Annotated in this window: 14 protein-coding genes; 6 read left to right on the top strand and 8 right to left on the bottom strand. The window is 46.1% G+C overall.

What is annotated here, in order from left to right; genetic code table 11:
- Positions 1-26: 26 nt before the first annotated feature.
- Both ACRBG0_RS07975 and ACRBG0_RS07980 read right to left on the bottom strand, forming a co-directional pair.
- Positions 27-497 carry a hypothetical protein gene (locus ACRBG0_RS07975; RefSeq protein WP_431486378.1) on the bottom strand — a complete coding sequence of 157 codons (471 nt, stop codon included), beginning with the start codon at positions 495-497 and terminating at the stop codon, positions 27-29.
- A 492-nt stretch (positions 498-989) separates the two neighbouring features.
- Positions 990-2,432, bottom strand: coding sequence for a redoxin domain-containing protein (locus ACRBG0_RS07980; protein ID WP_431486379.1), 1,443 nt, complete (start codon positions 2,430-2,432; stop codon positions 990-992).
- A gap of 273 nt (positions 2,433-2,705) precedes the next feature.
- Between ACRBG0_RS07980 and ACRBG0_RS07985 the strand changes: the two genes are divergently transcribed.
- The 3 genes from ACRBG0_RS07985 (at position 2,706) to ACRBG0_RS07995 (ending at position 6,625) form a co-directional block, all read left to right on the top strand.
- Positions 2,706-3,215, top strand: coding sequence for a YkgJ family cysteine cluster protein (locus ACRBG0_RS07985; protein WP_431486380.1), 510 nt, complete (start codon positions 2,706-2,708; stop codon positions 3,213-3,215).
- Positions 3,216-3,484: 269 nt separating this feature from the next.
- A complete protein-coding gene (gene paaZ, locus ACRBG0_RS07990; RefSeq protein WP_431486381.1) occupies positions 3,485-5,521 on the top strand; it encodes a phenylacetic acid degradation bifunctional protein PaaZ in 2,037 nt (678 codons plus the stop codon).
- Positions 5,522-5,704: 183 nt separating this feature from the next.
- Positions 5,705-6,625, top strand: a complete 921-nt coding sequence (locus ACRBG0_RS07995; protein WP_431486382.1) for a DUF2167 domain-containing protein — start codon at positions 5,705-5,707, stop codon at positions 6,623-6,625.
- A 186-nt stretch (positions 6,626-6,811) separates the two neighbouring features.
- Here ACRBG0_RS07995 and ACRBG0_RS08000 read toward each other — a convergent pair whose 3' ends face one another.
- The 3 genes from ACRBG0_RS08000 to ACRBG0_RS08010 are packed head-to-tail and all read right to left on the bottom strand — an operon-like array spanning position 6,812 to position 9,222.
- Positions 6,812-7,390 carry a GNAT family N-acetyltransferase gene (locus tag ACRBG0_RS08000; protein WP_431486383.1) on the bottom strand — a complete coding sequence of 193 codons (579 nt, stop codon included), beginning with the start codon at positions 7,388-7,390 and terminating at the stop codon, positions 6,812-6,814.
- 3 nt (positions 7,391-7,393) lie between these two features.
- Complete coding sequence (locus ACRBG0_RS08005; RefSeq protein ID WP_431486384.1) at positions 7,394-8,464, bottom strand: nucleotidyltransferase domain-containing protein; 1,071 nt, start codon at positions 8,462-8,464, stop codon at positions 7,394-7,396.
- Positions 8,461-9,222 (bottom strand): nucleotidyltransferase domain-containing protein, encoded by a 762-nt coding sequence (locus ACRBG0_RS08010; protein WP_431486385.1) that lies wholly within the window; start codon positions 9,220-9,222, stop codon positions 8,461-8,463. Before ACRBG0_RS08010 ends, ACRBG0_RS08005 begins: the two co-directional genes overlap by 4 nt.
- 473 nt (positions 9,223-9,695) lie before the next feature.
- Between ACRBG0_RS08010 and ACRBG0_RS08015 the strand changes: the two genes are divergently transcribed.
- Entirely contained in the window at positions 9,696-10,046 is a 351-nt protein-coding gene (locus tag ACRBG0_RS08015; RefSeq protein WP_431486386.1) for a hypothetical protein, read from the top strand.
- A gap of 93 nt (positions 10,047-10,139) precedes the next feature.
- Here ACRBG0_RS08015 and ACRBG0_RS08020 read toward each other — a convergent pair whose 3' ends face one another.
- Positions 10,140-12,179: a glycoside hydrolase family 65 protein gene (locus ACRBG0_RS08020; protein WP_431486387.1), complete on the bottom strand. Its 2,040-nt coding sequence runs from the start codon at positions 12,177-12,179 to the stop codon at positions 10,140-10,142.
- 229 nt (positions 12,180-12,408) lie between these two features.
- On the opposite strand from ACRBG0_RS08020, the gene ACRBG0_RS08025 reads away from it, so the two are divergent.
- Entirely contained in the window at positions 12,409-15,702 is a 3,294-nt protein-coding gene (locus ACRBG0_RS08025) for a glycoside hydrolase family 2 TIM barrel-domain containing protein (RefSeq protein WP_431486388.1), read from the top strand.
- A 100-nt stretch (positions 15,703-15,802) separates the two neighbouring features.
- On the opposite strand, the gene ACRBG0_RS08030 is transcribed toward ACRBG0_RS08025, so the two are convergent.
- A complete protein-coding gene (locus tag ACRBG0_RS08030) occupies positions 15,803-16,849 on the bottom strand; it encodes an endonuclease/exonuclease/phosphatase family protein (RefSeq protein WP_431486389.1) in 1,047 nt (348 codons plus the stop codon).
- 268 nt (positions 16,850-17,117) lie between these two features.
- Between ACRBG0_RS08030 and ACRBG0_RS08035 the strand changes: the two genes are divergently transcribed.
- A complete protein-coding gene (locus ACRBG0_RS08035; protein WP_431486390.1) occupies positions 17,118-18,332 on the top strand; it encodes an NAD(P)/FAD-dependent oxidoreductase in 1,215 nt (404 codons plus the stop codon).
- A gap of 60 nt (positions 18,333-18,392) precedes the next feature.
- On the opposite strand, the gene ACRBG0_RS08040 is transcribed toward ACRBG0_RS08035, so the two are convergent.
- Positions 18,393-20,474, bottom strand: coding sequence for a glycoside hydrolase family 97 protein (locus ACRBG0_RS08040; RefSeq protein ID WP_431486391.1), 2,082 nt, complete (start codon positions 20,472-20,474; stop codon positions 18,393-18,395).
- Positions 20,475-20,500: the final 26 nt, after the last annotated feature.

Below are 20,500 nucleotides of genomic sequence, written 5' to 3' on the forward strand. Positions count from 1 at the left end.
CTGCTTGACGGGTATGACTCTCCTACCTAATCCTCGTACCCATTCCAACGCCGCCAGATAGATACCACCAGCCGCAGCGGCAAAACGCCGCAGGTAATCACCGCGCCTACACCAAACAAAAGCATTTCACTCTTGATGAATTTCATCATAGGCCCTTGCTCCGTGCGCGGAAGGCTGCCGACGATGGCCTCTACTCCATTCTCATCCAAGAAGGTTTGAAAAAGATTGACCTCTTGGACCAATAGAAAGGCGATAAAAACACACAGGAAGATAATGGCAACCTTGATATTGCGCCACGTTGCCAAAAAGGTATACTTCAAAAAGAAAATGTAGCGGGTAAAGGTAACCATCACCAGGATGAACACCAAGTTGGGCCAAAGAAATTGATAATCAGGTAGTTTGTAAATAATTGGAGCCAATATCATTACAGCAATGATGGCCGTAATGAGCCACCATACCAATTCCAAACGAGCTAGTAGCGCGGTATTTTTTAACATGAAGTCTTCGTATTGTGCTGTTCCTTAATTTCAAAAGAAAAGACAAAGCTACTGTAGGAAGGTTCATTTCCCTAGTAAGTAATCGTTTTATTGATTCTTTATTATTTAGTAAAGCTCTGTATACATATAGAAAACTACGTAAAACCCTGGATACAAATTCACTTTACGTCCAAACAAAGACACAACCAACTGAAAAACAGCACTTAAAATAATTAAATAAACAATATTTTTAAAAAAACATCTTATCTTTGTGACCCGAACAAAATACGGCCGTCTTAAAAACCGTAACAAACAAACACACACCACCATTTTTTGATTTTCCCCAAAAATCCAAAGAAGTTTTATAATCCCACATCGCTAATGATGATGTACCCCATCGTTAGCTTTTTTTAATACCTGCCCTAACAATAAAACAGAACTAATTTTTGTAGGTTAACTACAAGGGGGATTCGAAGGGAGCTGTCTCAGCTCCCTTCTTTATTTTAGAACATTTTACCTTTTCTGCTGGTCGCGTTCTATTACATCATTGATCTGACTCACGTTCAAATTCTTCGCTATAATTTTCCGGTCTGGGCCTAGTACATAAACCTCTGGGGTAACATTTACGTAATAGGTTTTATAAATGGCTTTATTGGATGGATCAAAGACATTGGTCCAGCGCATTCCCGTTTTGGAGATATAATCTTTCCACAGCGCATCTTCCGTATCAATCGCTATCGCGTAAACGTCTACTAAAGGAGGCGACTGTTGCTGCCAGCCCCGGTACAAATCAACCAACACAGGTGATTGCTCTTGGCAATGTTCACAGTCAGGATTGTAGAGATATACAACAATATAGGGGGCCTTGAGGTCATAAATAGACTGCAATTGGCCTTTCTCATTAGGTGCCTTCACATTAGGGCCTGGCTGCCCCACCAGACTATTTGCCATTTCATCGGCCCGCAATTGGAGGGCATAAACATTGGTGGAGTCTGACCAGAACGCTCTTTCATACGTAAAATGGTTTTGTACCATGTGTACAAATACTGCTTCAGAATCCATCAACGTCGTCTTGGTGGGCTCATAATTGAGGGCTACGTAATTGACAAAATACTTGTAGTACTCTGAGTTTTCCAATGTGGGTAAGCGCTCAACAAGCCGCTCTAAAGACAGAATAATAGAGTCTGGCTGCTGCGGCGTAAGCTCTTCAAAATAACGCTTGATCTTGTTAAAAATCACGGGCGTATTCATCAATCGCTCATCAGAGAAATCAACGTTATCCCAAAACTCCATCCGGTAAGCGGTTACCTGCGCGTCGTTGGGTAACTCGCGGCGTAGTTCAGGATTCTGGCCCGCCTGTTTAAACTTGACGAAAAAGGAGGTAGGGTAGGTCGCAAATACTTCATCCAGATAGCTTTTACGGTCGGCTATCAGTTGTTGACGTTGTTTTTCGACTGCGGTATATTCTGCACTGCCTTCTGCCAATGTTTTCAGTTGCTGCGATAAAGGGTTTAATGCGCCTTGGTAGGTCGTTTCGTAACGGAGATTATCGTAAAGCAATTGGTTGTCCACACTACCTTCTATCTGCATACCTCCTACCAAGTCATTTACCTGAGTGGACAAAGTGAAGGTTTGGTCTTCCGCAATGATCATCTGAAAATTGGCATTATTGGAAAGCAACACAAAATATATGCCCTGCCGATAAGGCTCATCTTTGGTAAAGGTTACACTACCATTTGCATCAGAAGTTGCCTCATCTGCCAAGAACTGCTGGTCATTAAGCATACCTACCAGCCGCACTGTTCCGGCACCTAAGCCTGCTACATTGATGGTAAAGTTGCCATTTTCGGCGGCCATTGGCGCGGTAGACTGCGCCTCCGGTGTATCCGCAGCACTGCATTGCCAACAAAGGCAAGCAAAAAGGCTCAAAAAGATCGTCGTCATCAGGTATTTCATGCTTTGTTGTTATTTGCGCAATTTCTGGTGTGCAAGAAAATTCATCTGGTCCTTATAATCCCTTATATGGTTCAAATTGATCAAGCCTAGCACTGCCATTCTGTACTGCAAAAATAAACGTTAAAGCTGCTTTTTTCTTCATATTGCGCAGAAAATAAATAGCGATTTTCTCTGGATTTTTCAAATAGTTAACACACTCAAAGTGAATCGTTTAGTTAACTATTATGAAAAATAAAATCGCTATTTATCTTCGTGCTGTTTACCTTTGCTCCCATGAAAGCGAAAAACCTCGCCGAAATTTTACCGGACATCAAGGCCTTAGCCAAGCAGGAGCGCAAAACGAACCGCAAATACTTCGCCCGTATTGGCAAACGCCCACCACGAGAGCTTGACGCAACGGTTACGGAACTCCACGAAGAAGTCTTCCAGGAAATGGATTGCCTGGCTTGCGCCAACTGTTGCAAAACCACCAGCCCTATCTTCCGGGATATCGATATCGACCGAGTAGCTCGCCACCTGGGCATCCGTCCGGCAGCGCTGGTAGATCAACACCTGCACTTGGATGAAGATGGCGATTATGTGCTCAACTCCTCACCTTGCCCTTTCCTTGGCGACGACAATTATTGCAGTATTTATGAAGCTCGCCCTCGCGCTTGCCGCGAATATCCCCATACCGACCGCAAGAACTTCCATCAAATTTTGGATTTAACCTTGAAGAACACCAGTGTTTGCCCTGCTACTTTTCGGATTGTACAACGATTGAGAGAGGTATTACCGGGGTAAAAGGTTAGTGCGCAAGGCGGAGCCTGAAGCCCGAAGCCCGGAGGGACTAAGAAGGATGAGCTTGTTCCGATCTTTCATCGAAATAGTGCAGCGCAGCAAGCACTAATATGTGGAGCAAGTGGTAGCCAGCGCAGCGTAGCTACAGCCCCAAAGCAAAATAAAACCCAGCGTACTTTTTTCTTTAGAAAGTCATTCTTCCGCAACACTTGTTCCACAAACCATAAAAACCGCTTATCTTTGCGAACGAACGTTCGTAAATCATCAACAATATGCAGTTACAGCACTATATCGAGGGCAAATGGGTAGGCCCCAGTCAGGAAGAGTTTACGCAATTTGATGCCTCGACGGGTGAAGTGATCGGCAGTTGTTCTACTGCAGGCCTGGAGTTTGGTGACATTCTCGATTACGCTCGCAAGACAGGTGGCCCGGCGCTGCGCAAGATGAGTTTCCGCGAGCGGGGTTTGATGCTGAAGAAGCTGGCCATGCACCTCAATGATTTACGCAAGAAATACTATCCACTGAGTTATCAAACCGGTGCTACCAAAGGCGACAGTTGGGTAGATATTGAAGGTGGTATTGGTACTTTGTTTGCTTACGCCAGTATGCGTCGGCAGCTTGGTGATCAACGTTGGTACGTTGATGGTGAAGCAGCTCGCCTTTCTACGGAGGGGACGTTTATTGGTACCCACGTGATGGTTCCTCGCCAGGGCGTAGCGATCCATATCAATGCGTTCAACTTCCCTATTTGGGGAATGCTGGAGAAAGTAGCCGTCAATTTATTGGCAGGCATGCCAGCGGTGGTCAAGCCTTCTGAAATCACCAGTTTTCTTACAGAATCGATGGTACGCGATATCATTGCTTCGGGCATTTTACCCGAAGGGAGTCTGCAACTCGTGCAGGGCTCAGGTGTAGGTATTTTGGATACTGTGGACAGCCAGGATGTTGTCACCTTTACGGGGTCTGCGGCTACCGGACGAAAGCTCAAAGGTATGCCACGAATTACGAACGAGGCCGTTCCTTTCAACATGGAAGCCGATAGCTTAAACGCTGCAATATTGGGCAAAGACGCGGCTCCTGGTACTGAAGAATTTAGTCTCTTCATCAAGGAAGTTCGCCGCGAAATGACCACCAAAGCAGGACAGAAATGTACGGCTATTCGCCGGATTATTGTCCCAGAAGAATACATTGAAGACGTACAAATAGCACTAGGTCAACAACTGGCAAAGACAACGATTGGCGACCCTCGCAACGAGGGGGTACGTATGGGCGCGCTGGTAAGTAAAAAACAGCAGCAAGTCGTCAAAGAACGAGTACAGCAGTTGTTGAAATCCAGTAATTTGGTTTACGGACAACTGGATGATTTCGAAGTATCCGGCGACCGCGAAAAGGGTGCTTTTTGTACGCCAATTTTGCTACGCAATGACCAACCTTTCGAGCAGACTGCTACGCATGATATAGAGGCATTTGGTCCGGTGAGCACACTCCTCCCCTATCGCGAATTGGGCGATGCTATTGCGTTGGCCAACCTGGGCAAAGGTTCGCTGGTAAGTACCATCTGTACCTACGATGCCCACACGGCGCAGGAGTACCTTTTGGGTGCTGGCGCGCAGCACGGTCGGATACTGATCCTCAACCGCGAAAGTGCGCCCGAGAGCACCGGCCACGGATCACCTATGCCGCTGATGAACCACGGCGGGCCGGGGCGGGCCGGCGGTGGCCAGGAACTGGGTGGAATTCGGTCAGTTAAGCATTATTTGCAAACGGTAGCCCTCCAAGGGCACCCTACCATGCTCACGCAGGTAACCCAACAATACCAGCCTGGCGCTGCCCGTACGGAGAGTGATATCCACCCGTTTCGCAAACATTTTCAGGACATCAAAATTGGTGACACGATCACTACGGCCAAGCATACCGTTACCGAAAACGACATTGGTAATTTTGCCAACCTCACCGGCGACCGTTTTTACGCTCACGTAGATGCTACCTCGCTGGAAGGCACCCCTTTTGAACAGAAGGTAGCCCACGGCTACTGGGTGCTGAGTAAGGCTGCCGGACTCTTCGTGGAGCCTCGCAAAGGGCCTGTTTTACTGAACTATGGCCTGGAGACTTGTCGCTTTACCAAGCCCGTCTACCCCGGCATGACTATTGGTGTTTACCTTACCGCCAAGGAAAAGATCGAGCAGCAAAAACGTGACGACGAAGATTACCGCAAAGGCATCGTAAAATGGTTGGTAGAAGTTTATGACGAAACCAATGAGACGGTAGCGATTGCTACTATTCTGACAATGGTAAAACTGAAGGGGTAAGGGTGGAAAAGTGTAAGGGTGTAAGAGCCGTCAGTCATAGGGATTGGGACTTATTCCTACTGCGAAACAAGCTCTAAGGAACTATTTTCCTGCTATTTTCGTACTATTAACCAACAAAACTCTTTCTCTGACACTGAGATTGTCTAAATTTTAGGCAGTCTCACTTAAAAACCAACCCTATTCATGCGTTATTTATTACTATTCCTCTTCCTGGGAACGGCCCCTGCTTTATGGGCAAGCGCCGAAACAGACAGCCTGAATCTATCAGAAGCAGAACAGGATGCCTTTTATCTCGCGCTCTATCAAGCTTACCTCGACAGTGTTGCACAGACCATTGATTATCGTACAGATACAGTGCTTCTTGGTGAGGATCTCGCTATTCTCAAAGTACCTGCTGGTTTCAAATACGTAGGTCCGGCTGATGCAGAAATGATTTTGACAGACATCTGGGGTAACCCACCTTCTTCAGAGCCATCACTCGGAATGCTTTTCCCCCTTGAAGGTGGGCTCAATGACCTTGGTGGTTACGGAATCAACATTACCTATGCTGACGAAGGGCACGTAGCCGATGATGATGCCAAAGACATTGATTACGATGAACTCCTGGAAAGCCTCATTGAGGATACCGCAGCCGAAAGCGAATATCGAGAAGAACAAGGATATGGTACTGTGCGAATGGTCGGCTGGGGCAGCCCACCTTTTTACGATGAAGCGACCAAAAAACTGCACTGGGCTATGGAGCTGAATTTTGACGACATGGAAACCAATACACTCAACTACAGTATTCGGGTTCTGGGCCGAGAAGGCTACCTCGTACTGAATGCCATTGGTGAGATGGAACTCCTACCAGAGATCAAAGAGAACATTAATGGTATTCTAGCGGGTGTGGAATTTGAGCCTGGTCAGCGCTATGCCGATTATCGCCCTGGTGTAGATCGTCTAGCAGCCTACGGCATCGGCGGATTAATTGCCGGTAAAGTACTCTTGAAAACAGGTCTACTTGCCTCTATTGGCATCTTCCTATTAAAAGCATGGAAGCTCGTGGCCCTCGCAGTAGTTGGCCTATTTGCCGGTATCCGGAAATTTATGGGCCGCGGGGAGTAAAGGTTAAGGTATTTGGTACGAAGTACTTTGTACTTGGTATAGGGTTATTACTGCTATTGAGGGCTCATTCTGTTTACCTCAACTAGTTGTAAGCCACCTAAAACAGCGCCGCGTTATCAGGTAATACTGATAGCGCGGCGCTGTTTTAGGTCCCAAAGTACCTTTACTACTGAACGAAAAATCGTCTTACAAAGCTTTCCACCAATACTGCAAAATTTTGGTCGTTTCCTCCTCGCCCCCAATATCCAGCCAGCTCATTTCGGCAAAATAGCCCTCTTTTTTAGTAAACCCGCGCTTTTGCCAAAACTGATCCAACGGCAGGTAGTCTACAGGTTTTAGCAAATGATTATCCGGGCGAACGACCCCACAAAACACAGCTTGACGAAAGCCCAACTCACGAGCCCAGGCCTCACGAGTTTGAAAAAATTGCACGCCGATGCCTTGCCCCCGATAATCGCGATCTAGTACAGACTCACTAAAGTAATAGATGCTAGCTACGTCTTCTGTAGCCCATTGCCCAATTACGGATGCGGGCTCCTGCGCAAGGGGTAACCCTGTGGATATACCTACGACTTGATTTTTATCAAATGCGGCAACTACAATACCGTCTTTTGCCTCCAAAAAAGTTTGCAGGTATTCCTTTTCGTAATCGAGAGAGCCATCGTACAAATAGGGATATTCCCGAAATACAGAGATCCTCAGTTGCGCCAAATCATCCAGATAGGCTACGATCTCTTTTCTGGTAAATGTTTGGATCCTTAGCATTCTCTATTCTTCTAATTTCCACGGAGTCACCTGATAAAATGCGCTCCGGAGTTCTACTAGCAAAGTGTTAATAGCGGCTTCATCGGGTTGTTCAGGGAGCGTGCTCGTTTTGTAAGCAGCAGTGACCTCCTCCATTTTTTTGTGCGCGCGCTCAATCAATGCGTCGTATTCCCATTCACCTGACCGGATCACCAGTAATTCTTCCCGGTTGGGACGTTCTACAATCACTTCTCCTTTCTCCAATATCTCCACTGCCATATCCAACAGGCGAAAAGTGTGCATCATATTCTTAGCATCATAGTTTTTTCCGTGCTCTATATTGTTCTCATAACGAGCATCGTTACGCTTTTCTACCCACGCCCAATAGTCTCGATAATCTTTGCAATAGGTAGCATAGCCATCTTTATTGAAATAAAGGTATGCTCGGGGCACCTCTCCTTTGGGAATGCTACTCAACCGAACAGAGGTAGCATTTTCTTTCTTTAGAATACCTTGATATTCGTCTCCTACAAACAATCCATAAATATCCTTTGCGTGCGGAACACGAACCAGTCCACACTGCTCTTGCCTTAGGTTATTCTTCACCAACCATTGCTCCAACGACAAGGAACCCTGCCCATGCAAAACATAGCAAAAGGCCAGAATCGTCTTACGTTTTTTGTCCACTGGATTAACGATTTTCTTGTTCAATCCTCGTGCTTTTTTGATTTGCGTAAACGCAAAACCACCAAAAGTATCCTTGCAGCGCTTAGATAGAAACAGCTCAGGATGTAAGTCATTCAACAAGGGGTGCCGGAATAACACCTTCGTTGGTGGTGTACCCAGCATTTCCAGCATATTAGGATTATTCTTTTTGAGTAATTCCAAAAAGCGACCTAATTCATAATAAACAGTATCATTTGTAGCATCAGCAACCTGTGGTAGATATTCAAAGCTATAGAAATCTCTCTGAGGCAATACAAATACGCCCTTTATATCTGTATCAGAGCCAGGCACGTCCAATCCGTAAGCCTTGCTTCCTGAGATGCATTCATAGACAATCAACCCTCGTTCTTTCAATTCATCAATGGTCATTTCCAGGTATTTGTTAGAACCTCTCGAAAAAACACATTCAAGGGTTCCTTATCCATCAGAGGAGACTTTGGCAATTCGATATTTTTCACTTCTTCTAATTTTTCCATCAGAAAAGCTACCAAGCTTGGATCGGGTACATAGTGGTAATCTTCATTCACTGTTGCCTTTCTTACAATCAAATCCTTTATCATGGTTTTGATGTTGGCTTCAGCTACAATCCCCAGTAAACCTTCCAAGTGCATCGGTGGCACCGTCCTTTTTCGAGCAATCCACTGCGCAGCCAAAACAGGGCGGATAACATAAAACATTTTTTTAAGTTTCATCTCCTCACCGTCCTTTACCGCCAAGCTATTGTGAGCAATGCCTCGATAATGGTTCAATGCGTTTACTGGCCGAAAATACGCACGTGCAAAAGTCAGTAATTCTTCCCGAAAACCGGGTACCTCCATGTAGACAACAGGTGATTGTGCCCACTCAAAAGGCGTAGCATTGGACCCTGCCAACAAACGCAATGCTTTGCGGATATCCCAGCCACTTACATCTAGTAGCTTTCCTTCAAAATAGTCAATATTATCTTTTCCTTCGTTGATAGAGAGGTACCACTCAGGCTTCCGTACATAGATAATACGTACATCATAATCACTATCGGGAGAGGCACAGCCCCAAGCCCGACTACCGCTTTCTACCGCTAGTAGAATTCTTATTCCTCGCTCTTTTTCCAGCTTTTTCAAATGCTGAACGATCGTAGTGGTTTCCATCTTTCTGATAATTTAATCGATTCCTCAACGCTACTTACATGCGAGGAGTTCCCTAATATACGGCCTCCACACTAATAGATAATAACCCAAAACTAGTGCGCAGGCCAGCAGGCCGAAGCTCGGTAAGCGGAGCGCGCAGAGACAAAGGATAGCAGCGGTTCCGCTCCTTAGGGTCGGGTTTGAAACCGCCCCTAAGGAGCGGAAAGAGCGAATAGCCTGGTGCCGATCCCGTTTCGACTAGAAAAGTCGGGACGGGAGAAGGCATGGCCCATGATCAAACTGGGAAGGTTGCTTTTTATTGCAGATGCACGGAATAGACCATACCCACCTAGGGTGATGTCGAAAGTCCAGCTAATTTTCCGATTTTTTTAACACAATCTTCACTTTTGCTCACCCAACGCCTGGTTCCGCCATTACTGTCTTACCAGGTGTAAGTTCTTTGTTCATTTACAAACCCTATAAACCTAATGATCATGCGTAACCTCATCGGCATTTTATGCCTTTCCTTTCTTGCTTTTGCCTGTGACAAAGAAGATGTCACGATACTGCCTGCACCTCCTAACAGCATAGCCTTAGAGCTCCATGCTATTGTCATTTGTGGTAGCACCTATGACCTCGGCGACGAGAGTGCCGAAGATTGGGGCCAACGAATTGTTGACCTCCTCAGTGCTGATGGCATTACCATTCTTAGCTTCGAGCTAGACTTTGAGGAAGTTGAACACCCTGGCTTTTGTGGCAATTGCTCACGCACAGGTGATATCCTTAAAGTTATTGCCACCGAAGAAGATGAAGATGCCTTACGAGCCTTGGGCTTCGAGGACTAAGCGCTTAAGAATTTTATACCAGACGTTTAGATGTGGAACGCCAACTCCGATATTTTCGTGAGTTGGCGTTCTTTTTTTTAAAGAAATAGCGCCTTACTCGACTTTAAATGTTTGCCGGTCACGGCCTACGCCGGTAATGGTCAATGACTTCCATGCCTTAGGCAAATGGCCTTTACCTTGAATGATCCCTTCATCCGTAATCTCCAGGCCACCAAAACCAAACAATACCGTTTGTAACATTCCTCCTGCACCGGTAGCAAAATAAGGATTGGTACCACCAGCAGTTTCTGCCAGCACCCCAAAGGGAGGCACCTCGTTGGGTTGATAGCTTTTATTAAACAAACGGTAAGCTTCTTCTGGTTCGCCAAGGCGTGCGTAAAGCGTTGCTAAAACAGCTACAGACATGGCTGGGCCATCTGGCGCCATTTTGGGTTCATAATAGGCTAAATCCTGACGAATTCGTTTTTCACCCTGAACAATTTTCATGGGATAGGCTAGTAAGTTGGCGTCGGCCTGCTTGATGATTTCACCTGCGTAGGTGTCATTTTCGCGGGTTGTCCCGTCCGGAAACTGGACGATGGGAATATTATCAGCGACATGTGCCCAATCGGGGTCAGGCGTAAGCCCCAACTCAGTAGCAGCTTGGGTCGTGTATCGAAGGACGGTAATGGCCATACCGTTGGTGTAAGCGTTGTTATCGATGTTCTCCAGCCACTCATTGGCACCAATGACATTTTTGATATCATACTGTCCGGGGCCATTGCGTTCCACCCGGCTGGTCCAGAAATCGGCAACAGATTTCATGATGGGCCAGCCCCGCTCACGCAGCCATTCCTTATCGCCCGTCACTTGGTAGTATTTCCAACAGGCCCAGGACACATCGCCAGAAATATGGTGCTGAAAGGGGCCGGTAAGTGCCCAAACCGGGGTGTCCTCTGTTCCATCATCCGCCGACTCCCAAGGATACATAGCCCCTTCATAGCCGTGCGAAAAAGCGTTTTGCTGAGCTGCTCCCAAGCGATCGTAACGATATTCCATCAATGATTCTGCCATAGCGGGTTGCATAGCTAGAATAGGGGGGTACATCCAAATTTCAGTGTCCCAAAATACGTGGCCATTGTAGCCTAAGCCAGAAAGGCCCATAGGCGAAAGGCTGTAGGAAGTACCCGCGCGGGCAAAAGAGTACAAGTGATACAAGGCAGAACGCACGGCCCGCTGGGCGCGCAAATCTCCTTCGATGATGATGTCGCTCTCCCATAGCCTGTCCCATGCTTGCTGGTGGCGCATGAGTAGGCGGTCTTTGCCTTCAAGTGCAGCAAAGATGGTGAGGCGTTCGGCCTCGTTGTGGGGATCTTCAAACTGACGGCTGGCGCAGGTAGACCCCACCACACTGAAAGAATAGCTTTCGCCAGCCTTGAGTGGTTTCCTAAATTTGGTAAGGTGCCGGTTGTAATCCCAATCCTCATGGATCAGGTCAGGCTCATGGCCATGCTCCTCTTCGAAGATAAAACTCACTGACGCTGCCACTTTTTGCTTCCCTGAAGGGCTATTCGCCACCGAAGTCATCAGCGGTACCATTACGTGGGGCCGATCAATTTCGGCGTAATAGTTACGAACATCTCCTAAATGATCGGGCGCTTCGATGGTGCTGCTGGCGGTAATTTCCAAATTGCGCTTGGCTTTCACCTCTACAATGCTCATGGCCGTGTAGGGCAGGTGCCGGAGCGACATCAGGCGGTGAGTGATCTCCAGGTCGCTGCCCACGGTAAAGGTGGTCACGAGTTGGGCTTTCTTCATATCCAACACCTGGGCAAAATTGCTGATATCTGCCCTGCCGATCCGGCGGCCATCAATATCGAGGTCCAGGTTCATGTGGTTGAAGGTCTTGAGGATGTTGGAGACACGACCACGCTGGTAGTAATCGTAGACGCCATTGAGGACGACATCCTGCACCTTCATCGGCTCTGGCGAAGATACCAGGCCCACGACACCATTCGCCACGGTGATACCAAAATAATGGTTGGGGTCAATATCGGTGGCGGGAATATGCCACGAGGAATTGGTAAAGTCCTGTGCGCCCAGGTAGCCCCAGAGGAGCGCCAAGTTTATGATTAGGTAGATTTGTTTTATCATCATTTTCTTTTTGTGGCTTTAAAGTAAGGAACAGCACGAAAATACTAAAGCGCCACGAGTGATAAAAGCTGAATTAATGATGTCCCCCCCAGAAGGGCATCGCCGGAAGGCCTACCTGATCTGTTACCTTCGGTCTCATTTACAGTTACCAACTCATCAATGGCTATAACCCAATAATCAAAACTTCTGAAATTCGTACATTGAGATCTCACAAAGCCAGGCACATCAAATGACAAACCGTTTCTATTTGGCCCTAACCTTACTCTTGTTGTCTGTCTCACTTTACGGCCAGGGCAATGACCCTATTGCTGATTACAAGGACTACATTGAAAATGAGCTTATGGTGGGCGAACATAAAATGGCTGCCCACGCTTCGTTTTCTTCCTTTTCTACCGTTGAGGAGCGGCAAACCAACAAGCCTGGATACTACCAGTCTTTAAATGGCACCTGGAAATTCAATTGGGTCAGAGACCCTAATGATCGCCCGGTATCTTTTATGAAGGCCATTTCGGAGACGGCAAGCTGGGAGGACATTAATGTGCCCTCCAACTGGGAAGTTGAAGGCTTTGGTGTGCCTATTTATGTGAACCATCAATATGAGTTTGCCGATTACAAGGCTCCCGTGGCTGATGATATGGAATTCACGGACAGGATTTACCCTAAAAATCCAGGAGATGTTCCAGACAACTATAACCCTGTTGGCTCTTATATGAGAACGTTTACCCTGGATGAAACTTGGGGCGACAAGGAAATACTTTTGCATATCGGAGCCATGAAATCTGGTGGCTTTGTGTGGGTAAACGGAGCGTATATTGGTTATTCTCAGGGCAGCAAGCTACCCGCCGAATTCAACATCACCAAAGCCGTTAAAGCAGGCACCAATACCATAGCCCTTCAGGTCTTTCGCTGGACCGATGGCTCCTATTTGGAGTGCCAGGATTTTTGGCGAATTAGTGGCATTGAGCGCGATGTTTTTATCTATGGGCAGCCTAAGGTTCGGATTCAGGATTTTGAAGTGAAGTCCACTTTAGATGAAGCTTATCAAGATGGTGAATTCTCCCTTGACATAGATTTGAAAAGCCACCTTCTTGAGGACAAAACCATCACGCTGTCTTATCAACTATTGGATAGCGACGAAAACAGCATCGCTGCTAACAGTACCACGCTATCCATCAATAATTCAGAAAATCGTTCTACGAATTTTAGCATGACCATACCAAATGTAAAACAATGGAGTGCTGAACATCCAAATTTATACACGCTGATTCTGGAGACTCTAGACCAGGAAGGCCATTTACTGGAAACTACGTCCACAAAAGTGGGCTTTCGGTCTGTCGAAATTAAAAATGGCTTGCTTTTAGTCAACGGCCAGCGTATCACCCTGAAAGGTGTGAACGCACACGAAGCTGACCCGGAAACAGGGCATGTGATGTCAGAGGAATTGATGCGAAAAGATATTCTGCTTTGGAAAGAAAACAACATTAACGCCGTCCGCCTGGCCCATTATCCCCGAGGAAGACGATTTTATGAGCTATGTGATAGCTACGGCATCTATGTTGTGGATGAAGCCAATATAGAATCGCATGGCATGTACTATGGCGAGCATACTTTGGCCAAGAAACCGAGTTGGGAAAAAGCGCATGTAGACCGGATGGTCCGCATGGTAAAACGTGACCGCAATCATCCATCGGTCATTATTTGGTCGATGGGTAATGAAGCCGGAAACGGGGTGGTTTTTTTCAACGGCTATGATGCCATCAAAGCACATGACAGTAGCAAGCGGCCAGTCCAGTATGAACGCACTTATAAAGCGCATGACGGCAGTTTATACGACATGGAAAGTAATACGGATATTATTGTACCCCAATACCCTTCTCCGGCCCGCTTCGAAGAAATTGGTCGATCTAAAACAGACCGGCCCTTTATCCCTAGTGAATATGCACATGCCATGGGCAACAGCTCTGGAAACTTCCAGGACTATTGGGATATCATTGAGCAGTACGATAATCTGCAAGGTGGATTTATCTGGGACTGGGTAGATCAAGCCATTTGGAAAACCAACGATCAAGGGGAGCGATATTACGCCTATGGTGGTGATTACGGAGAAAATATGCCCACTGATAACACCTTCCTCAACAACGGCATTGTATTTCCTGACCGATCGCCCCAACCGGCGCTCTATGAGGTAAAGAAAGCGCATGAATTCATCAACTTCAAACGCAAAGGCATCAGTCGTAACAATGAATTGAGGGTACTGGTGGAAAACCTCTATGATTTCACCAATCTTAATCAATTCAAGTTTACGGCGCTGGTCAAGTCAGATGGGAAAATCCTCAAGCGGTTTGATTTCGAAGATTTAAACACCCTACCTCACACCGGAACGCTTATTCGTATTCCATTAGCAGACATCGACTTTGCAGCAAACACCGAGTATTTCGTGGAAATCGCAGCAAGCACCCAAAAGCCGTGGGGTGTTTTACCGGCAAACTTCGAGCTTGCGCATGAACAACTCCCGCTAAGCAGCAAATTCGAAAGAGCAATAACAAATATCCCATCCGAGGCCAGTTTGTCTTTTGAAAACACCAAGGGGATCATCACCATTTCCGGTGACAGTATCACCATTGTCTTTAGCGAAAAAGAAGGCCGAATTACGTCTTATCAATTCAAAGGCCAGGAATTATTACAGGATGGGAAAGGACCCAAGCCCAACTTTTGGCGAGCCGTCACGGATAACGATTTCGGGAACCGCATGGAGGAGCGAAACATTGGGTGGAAGGTGGCTTCCCAGCAATTAGAAGTAAGCGATTTAAGCATCATCAGTTCCGAAAACAACAGGGTCTCCATGACGGTAACCTACACGCTTCCGGCTGTTGAAACATCCTTTGTTTCGGTCTATACCATTTATGGCAATGGCGTTGTTCAAATTGAGAACACTTTGAATCCCACGGAATACAAAGGCGATATCCCCAGAATTGGAATGCGTCTGCAAATGCCCAGAACCTTCGACAACTTAAGCTATTTTGGAAGAGGGCCTTGGGAAAACTATCAAGATCGAAAAGCCTCGGCATTTGTTGATCTGTACACCTCAAAAGTGGCGGAACAATACGTACCCTACATTCGCCCACAAGACAATGGCTATAAAACGGACACCCGCTGGATAGCTCTTGCTGATGAATTTGCCAATGGTATTCTGTTTGTCTCTGAAAACAATACGGGCCTTGGATTCAGTGCTCTGCACATGAATAATGAAGACTTTGATACGACCGATGGACTAGCGTATGAAACGTCGAATAAACGCAAGCATACGATAGATATCAAAGAGCAAGACCTGGTGCAATTAAATATAGACCTGGGACAACGCGGCGTGGGCGGCGACGATAGCTGGGGGGCAAGGCCACAAGAGCAATATCAGTATACAGGTAACCGTAGCCATTCCTACGGTTTCTACATGATTCCCTTTGAAAATGGATCGCTGGAAAAGCACCTGGAGTTGAACAGGCTTTATAAGAACGTAGATAGATAAGCTGGACTTTCTACAAAAGTCCATAGAGGGATACGGCTCGCTTCGCGTGCCTATGGTACAGAGATCAGAAAACGCAGAAGGATCAATTCCCAATATGCTCTTAATTTTGAAACTGTAAGGTGACTAAAACTCCTTTGTGGTCTGAAGGCCATTCTAAATTTGAAGCAAGAAAATTTTCCGTTGATGTATACAAAGTGTCTATCTCATTGTTTGCATATGATTCTTTAGGCCCAACCAAACTCGCAAACGTGGGAATTATTCCCTCTCCTTTATAAAATATATAATCTATTCTATCTCTTTCGTCCACTAAGGGAGTCCAAGTTGTAGTTCCAATACCATGAACATAGGAGGGCCAAGTTATTCCTGGGTTATTAGTTTCACTCGGGAAAAACGCTCTAAATGCATCATTAAATCCATTTGTCATTAGGGTTTGGGTACTTTGCCATTCAATCACCATATTATTATGATCAAACATAGTTTTAGTATTCTCTGTCCAATCCAAATGTGATGGTTCATTAAAATCTCCCATTAAAATGACAGGAATTGATTCCTTGTTTATAGCGTTAATAAAGGACGTAATTTGCTCATCTCTAGTAGAAAGAAGGTTATAGTTTAAAATATAATTTATGTCTTTTACTGGATCAGGGGAACCACTACCGTTGTTAATCATTTCCCAATCAGGACTTCCTCCATTATATCCTCTAGGCAAGTAACAGGCATAATAGGTATAATCTAAATGAGCACATGCAACAATAATATTTTGATTAGCCAATTCTACATTGAATTGGGCAATAGAGCCTTCTCCCTCATAAACTAACAACGAAGATAGGATTGGAAATTTACTTATTATTGAAACATCTCCGCCAATATATCCCCGATAATAATCAAGTCCTACTGATTCAAGTTCGTCTACTATTTTAGTAGTCCAATCCTCATTATTATAATTTCTAACTTCTGTGAAACAAATAATATCAGCATTCGTCTCAATAATGATATCACGTATTTTTAGCAATCCATTCTCCACGGAAGTCCCTTCTTGCCATGTATTCAAAGTGAAAAACCTGACCTCTTCTGGGGCTCCTAAATTTATTGCGTTTAGCAAAACCATTAGAGGCAAACAAGCCCAAATTATTTGTTGTATCTTCATTTCCGCAATTTACAATTCTGATTTCATTCATTTTAAACTATAGTCCTCCAAGGCAAGATTTTAAAAGATTTTGTCGACCTCCTTTGACAAGGTACACCATCCTTTTATAATTGTGACCTTCCCTAAATAACCTTGACAATTTTATCAATTATCCCCCCTTGAGGGCACTGTGCCCACTTGCTAAATTGCCGAAAGTACAGCCCAGAAGCAGTACTTTCCTCAGAAAAATCAGACCTTTAGCTTTTTAAAAGTCTATTCAACAGTATTCATGAAGGTTGCAATTATTGGCGGAGGAGCCGCTGGCTTCTTTGCGGCCTTGGCGGCCAAAGAAAATCATCCGACAGCGGAGGTTACTATTCTTGAGAAATCATCTAAGCTCTTAGCCAAGGTAAAAGTATCAGGAGGCGGCCGTTGTAATGTTACTAATGGTTGCACTGCTATTCCTGAGCTCATCAAAGCTTACCCCCGGGGCACACGTCAACTGAGAAAGGCCTTTCGGGTATTCAGTACCCAAGATACCATGAACTGGTTTGAGCAGCGGGGGGTCCCCCTGGTCACACAAGAAGACAATTGCGTTTTTCCAGAGTCTCAAAGTTCACAAAGTATCATTGATTGCTTCCTCAAAGAAGCTCGCCGGTTGGAGGTAAACATCAAAACCGGCTACGGTGTAAGCGCATTGCAACAACACAAAGAACAGTGGTTATTGAGTTTTCTCAAAGAGGAGCAGGCTCCGGAACTATTCGACAAAGTAATTGTAGCCACCGGCGGCTCACCAAAACGCAGCGGACTTAGATGGTTGGAGGACTTAGGCCATAAGATAGAAGAACCGGTCCCTTCCTTATTTACTTTTAATATGCCCGGCGAAGCGGTACGCGAACTTATGGGAGTAGTGGTAGAACCAGCACTGGCCAATATTCAAGGCACCAAACTCAAAGCCGATGGCCCACTGTTGATCACCCACTGGGGCATGAGTGGTCCAGCTATTCTCAAGCTTTCTGCCCACGGTGCGCGCATCCTCAGTGAGAAAGACTACCGCTTCAACGTACAAATCAACTGGACAGCCAGTAGAAATGACGATACTGTCCGTGACGACCTAAAAAGTATTGCCCGTTCGCATCCCAAGAAAAATGCAGGAAATCTGGCTCCCTACGACCTCCCCAAGCGGCTCTGGCGCTTTTTGCTTACTAAAGCGCAGCTAACAGAAGACAAAATATGGGGAGAAATCGGTAAAAACGGTATTAACAAGCTCGTTTCTCTGCTCACCAATGACGTATACGCCGTGCAAGGCAAAACTACCTTTAAGGAAGAGTTTGTCACCTGCGGCGGCGTAAGCCTCCAAGATGTCGACTTCAAAACCCTTCAAAGCAGGGTTTGCAAAAATCTTTACTTCGCTGGCGAAGTACTCGATATTGATGGTATCACTGGCGGCTACAATTTCCAATCCGCCTGGACGACGGCGTTTATTGCGGGGAAATTAGCGTAGGACTGCGTGAGGTTTGATACAGCTATAGTATACTAGCGCTGTATCAAACTTCACTTACACCTACATTGGCACCAACATCAAGGCTGCACCTCCACCAGCGACCAACTGTAAATCAAGAATATCTCCTCCGCGAACTTCACGTTCTTCTATCTCCATTGCCGTGGGGTTCGTCTCCCAGTGAGCTTCTTTACCATCCTGGTAGACCACTAAGCGATAGTTTTGGTCTCTATCAAGAAAGTCAAGCTCAATGCTGAGTGCACGAGGGTTTTCATCCGTAATAGCACCGATAAACCAACGATCTCCACCTCGTTCCTGACGAGCAATGGTAACGTAGTCGCCGGGCTCACCATTCAGCACCTTTGTTTGCTCCCAATCAACTGCTACATCACGTACCCATTGCATTCCGGGCTGGCCAGAAGCATGTTCCGGCAAGTCAGACATCATCTGCAAAGGGCTATAAATAACTACATAAAGCGCCAGCTCGTGGGCCAATGTATGCTTCACACGATTATCAGGTTTATAAGGTTCCATCGTCAGATTGAAGATACCAGGGGTATAATCAATTGGCCCTGCCAACATTCGCGTAAAGGCGACCATAGTGAGGTGATCAGTAGGGTTTCCTCCTTCTGATGACCAAGCGTTGAATTCTTGCCCACGCAGCCCTTCACGCGTCATCATATTGGGATAAGTACGCCGCAGCCCCGTGGCTTTGATGGGTTCGTGCGCATCGATAGCCACTTGATGCTTCGCGGCCGTTTCTACAACCCTCCGATAGTGCTGTACCATCCACTGTCCGTGATGGCGTTCTCCTTCCGGAATAATGGGGCCTACATAGCCCGTCTTAACTGCATGAATACCCAAGCTTTGCATCAGCGTGTAAGCTGTATCCAGTTGTTGATCGTAGGTACGCGGAGCAGCAGAGGTTTCATGGTGCATAATGATATCTACTCCTTTTTCCTTACCGTAACGCACCACTTCTTCCAGGTCATAATCATCGTAAGGGGTCACAAAGTCAAAAACGCCTTCGCGATCGGGGAAACCTATCCAGCGCTCCCACCCCGTATTCCAACCTTCAACCAATAGGCCACTGATGCTATTTTCGGCACAAAAATCAATGTATCGTTTTGCATTTTCGGTGGTAGCACCATGCTTACCACTGGCCTTGTCCCAGCTCGATTTATTCAAGTGCATTTCCCACCATATCCCTGCATATTTCAAAGGTTTGATCCAACTTTGATCACCTTCCAGTACATTGGGCTCGTTGAGGTTCACAATCAAACGGCTTTCAATGAGGTCACCCGCTTGCTCAGCTACCTGAATGGTTCGCCAGGGAGTATTGAAAGGTGTTTTTTGCTTTACCTTAGCTCCATCAGCCCAGGCTACCAGGGCGCTCTCAAAGCGGTTAGCTTCCTTGTTTACCCGTAAGGTCATACCCGCATAATCCGTGAGGTTGGCTTCGTGAAAACTCAGATAAAGGCCATCATCTGTTTTCAAGGTAACAGGGGTATTCACCGCATTTTCAGGAATGAAAGTCTGCGCCAGATTAGGGTGATCTCGCTTGCTCAGCGCATCAATCTCACTAAAGCTCGTCTGGTTATACAAATGCTCGTAAATATCCCAATCGCCAGGTATCCACCAGCAAGTAGGGTCGCCAGTTAATGAAAATTCGGTATACTCGTCGGTAATGACCACTTCGCCCATATTTTCTTGTTCAGGAAATTCATAGCGAAAGCCCAAACCATCATCATACAATCGAAATACGAGCGTAAATTTCCGCATAGGTGCGGTGGTTTCTTCTATATCAATACGAGCCTCTTGGTAGTTGTTCTCAACTATTCGCTGCTCTCCCCAAGGTTGTTCCCAGGTCTCTTTTTTAGAACCAGTAACTGCCTTGCTGATTTTCCAGCCCGCCTTCAAGTCTGGAGCATCCTGAAAGGAAAACCCTAAGCCAGAAGCCGGAATCACCACGGTTTCACCTCGCTTCAATGCATAAGTTGCTACCCCTGCCTCATCCAATTCGAAGTTTAGGGCCAGCTGCCCATCAGGAGATTTGATCTCGACAGCCGATGGGCTATCCTCAGTAGGTGTACAGGCCGCAACCAGTAGCAATAAGAATAAACTGTAAAGGGGAAAACGTAGCATAAATCGACTTTTTAGATAGGTTGCTA

Origin of the sequence: Lewinella sp. (genome assembly GCF_050633125.1) — a bacterium.
Lineage (GTDB): Bacteria > Bacteroidota > Bacteroidia > Chitinophagales > Saprospiraceae > Lewinella.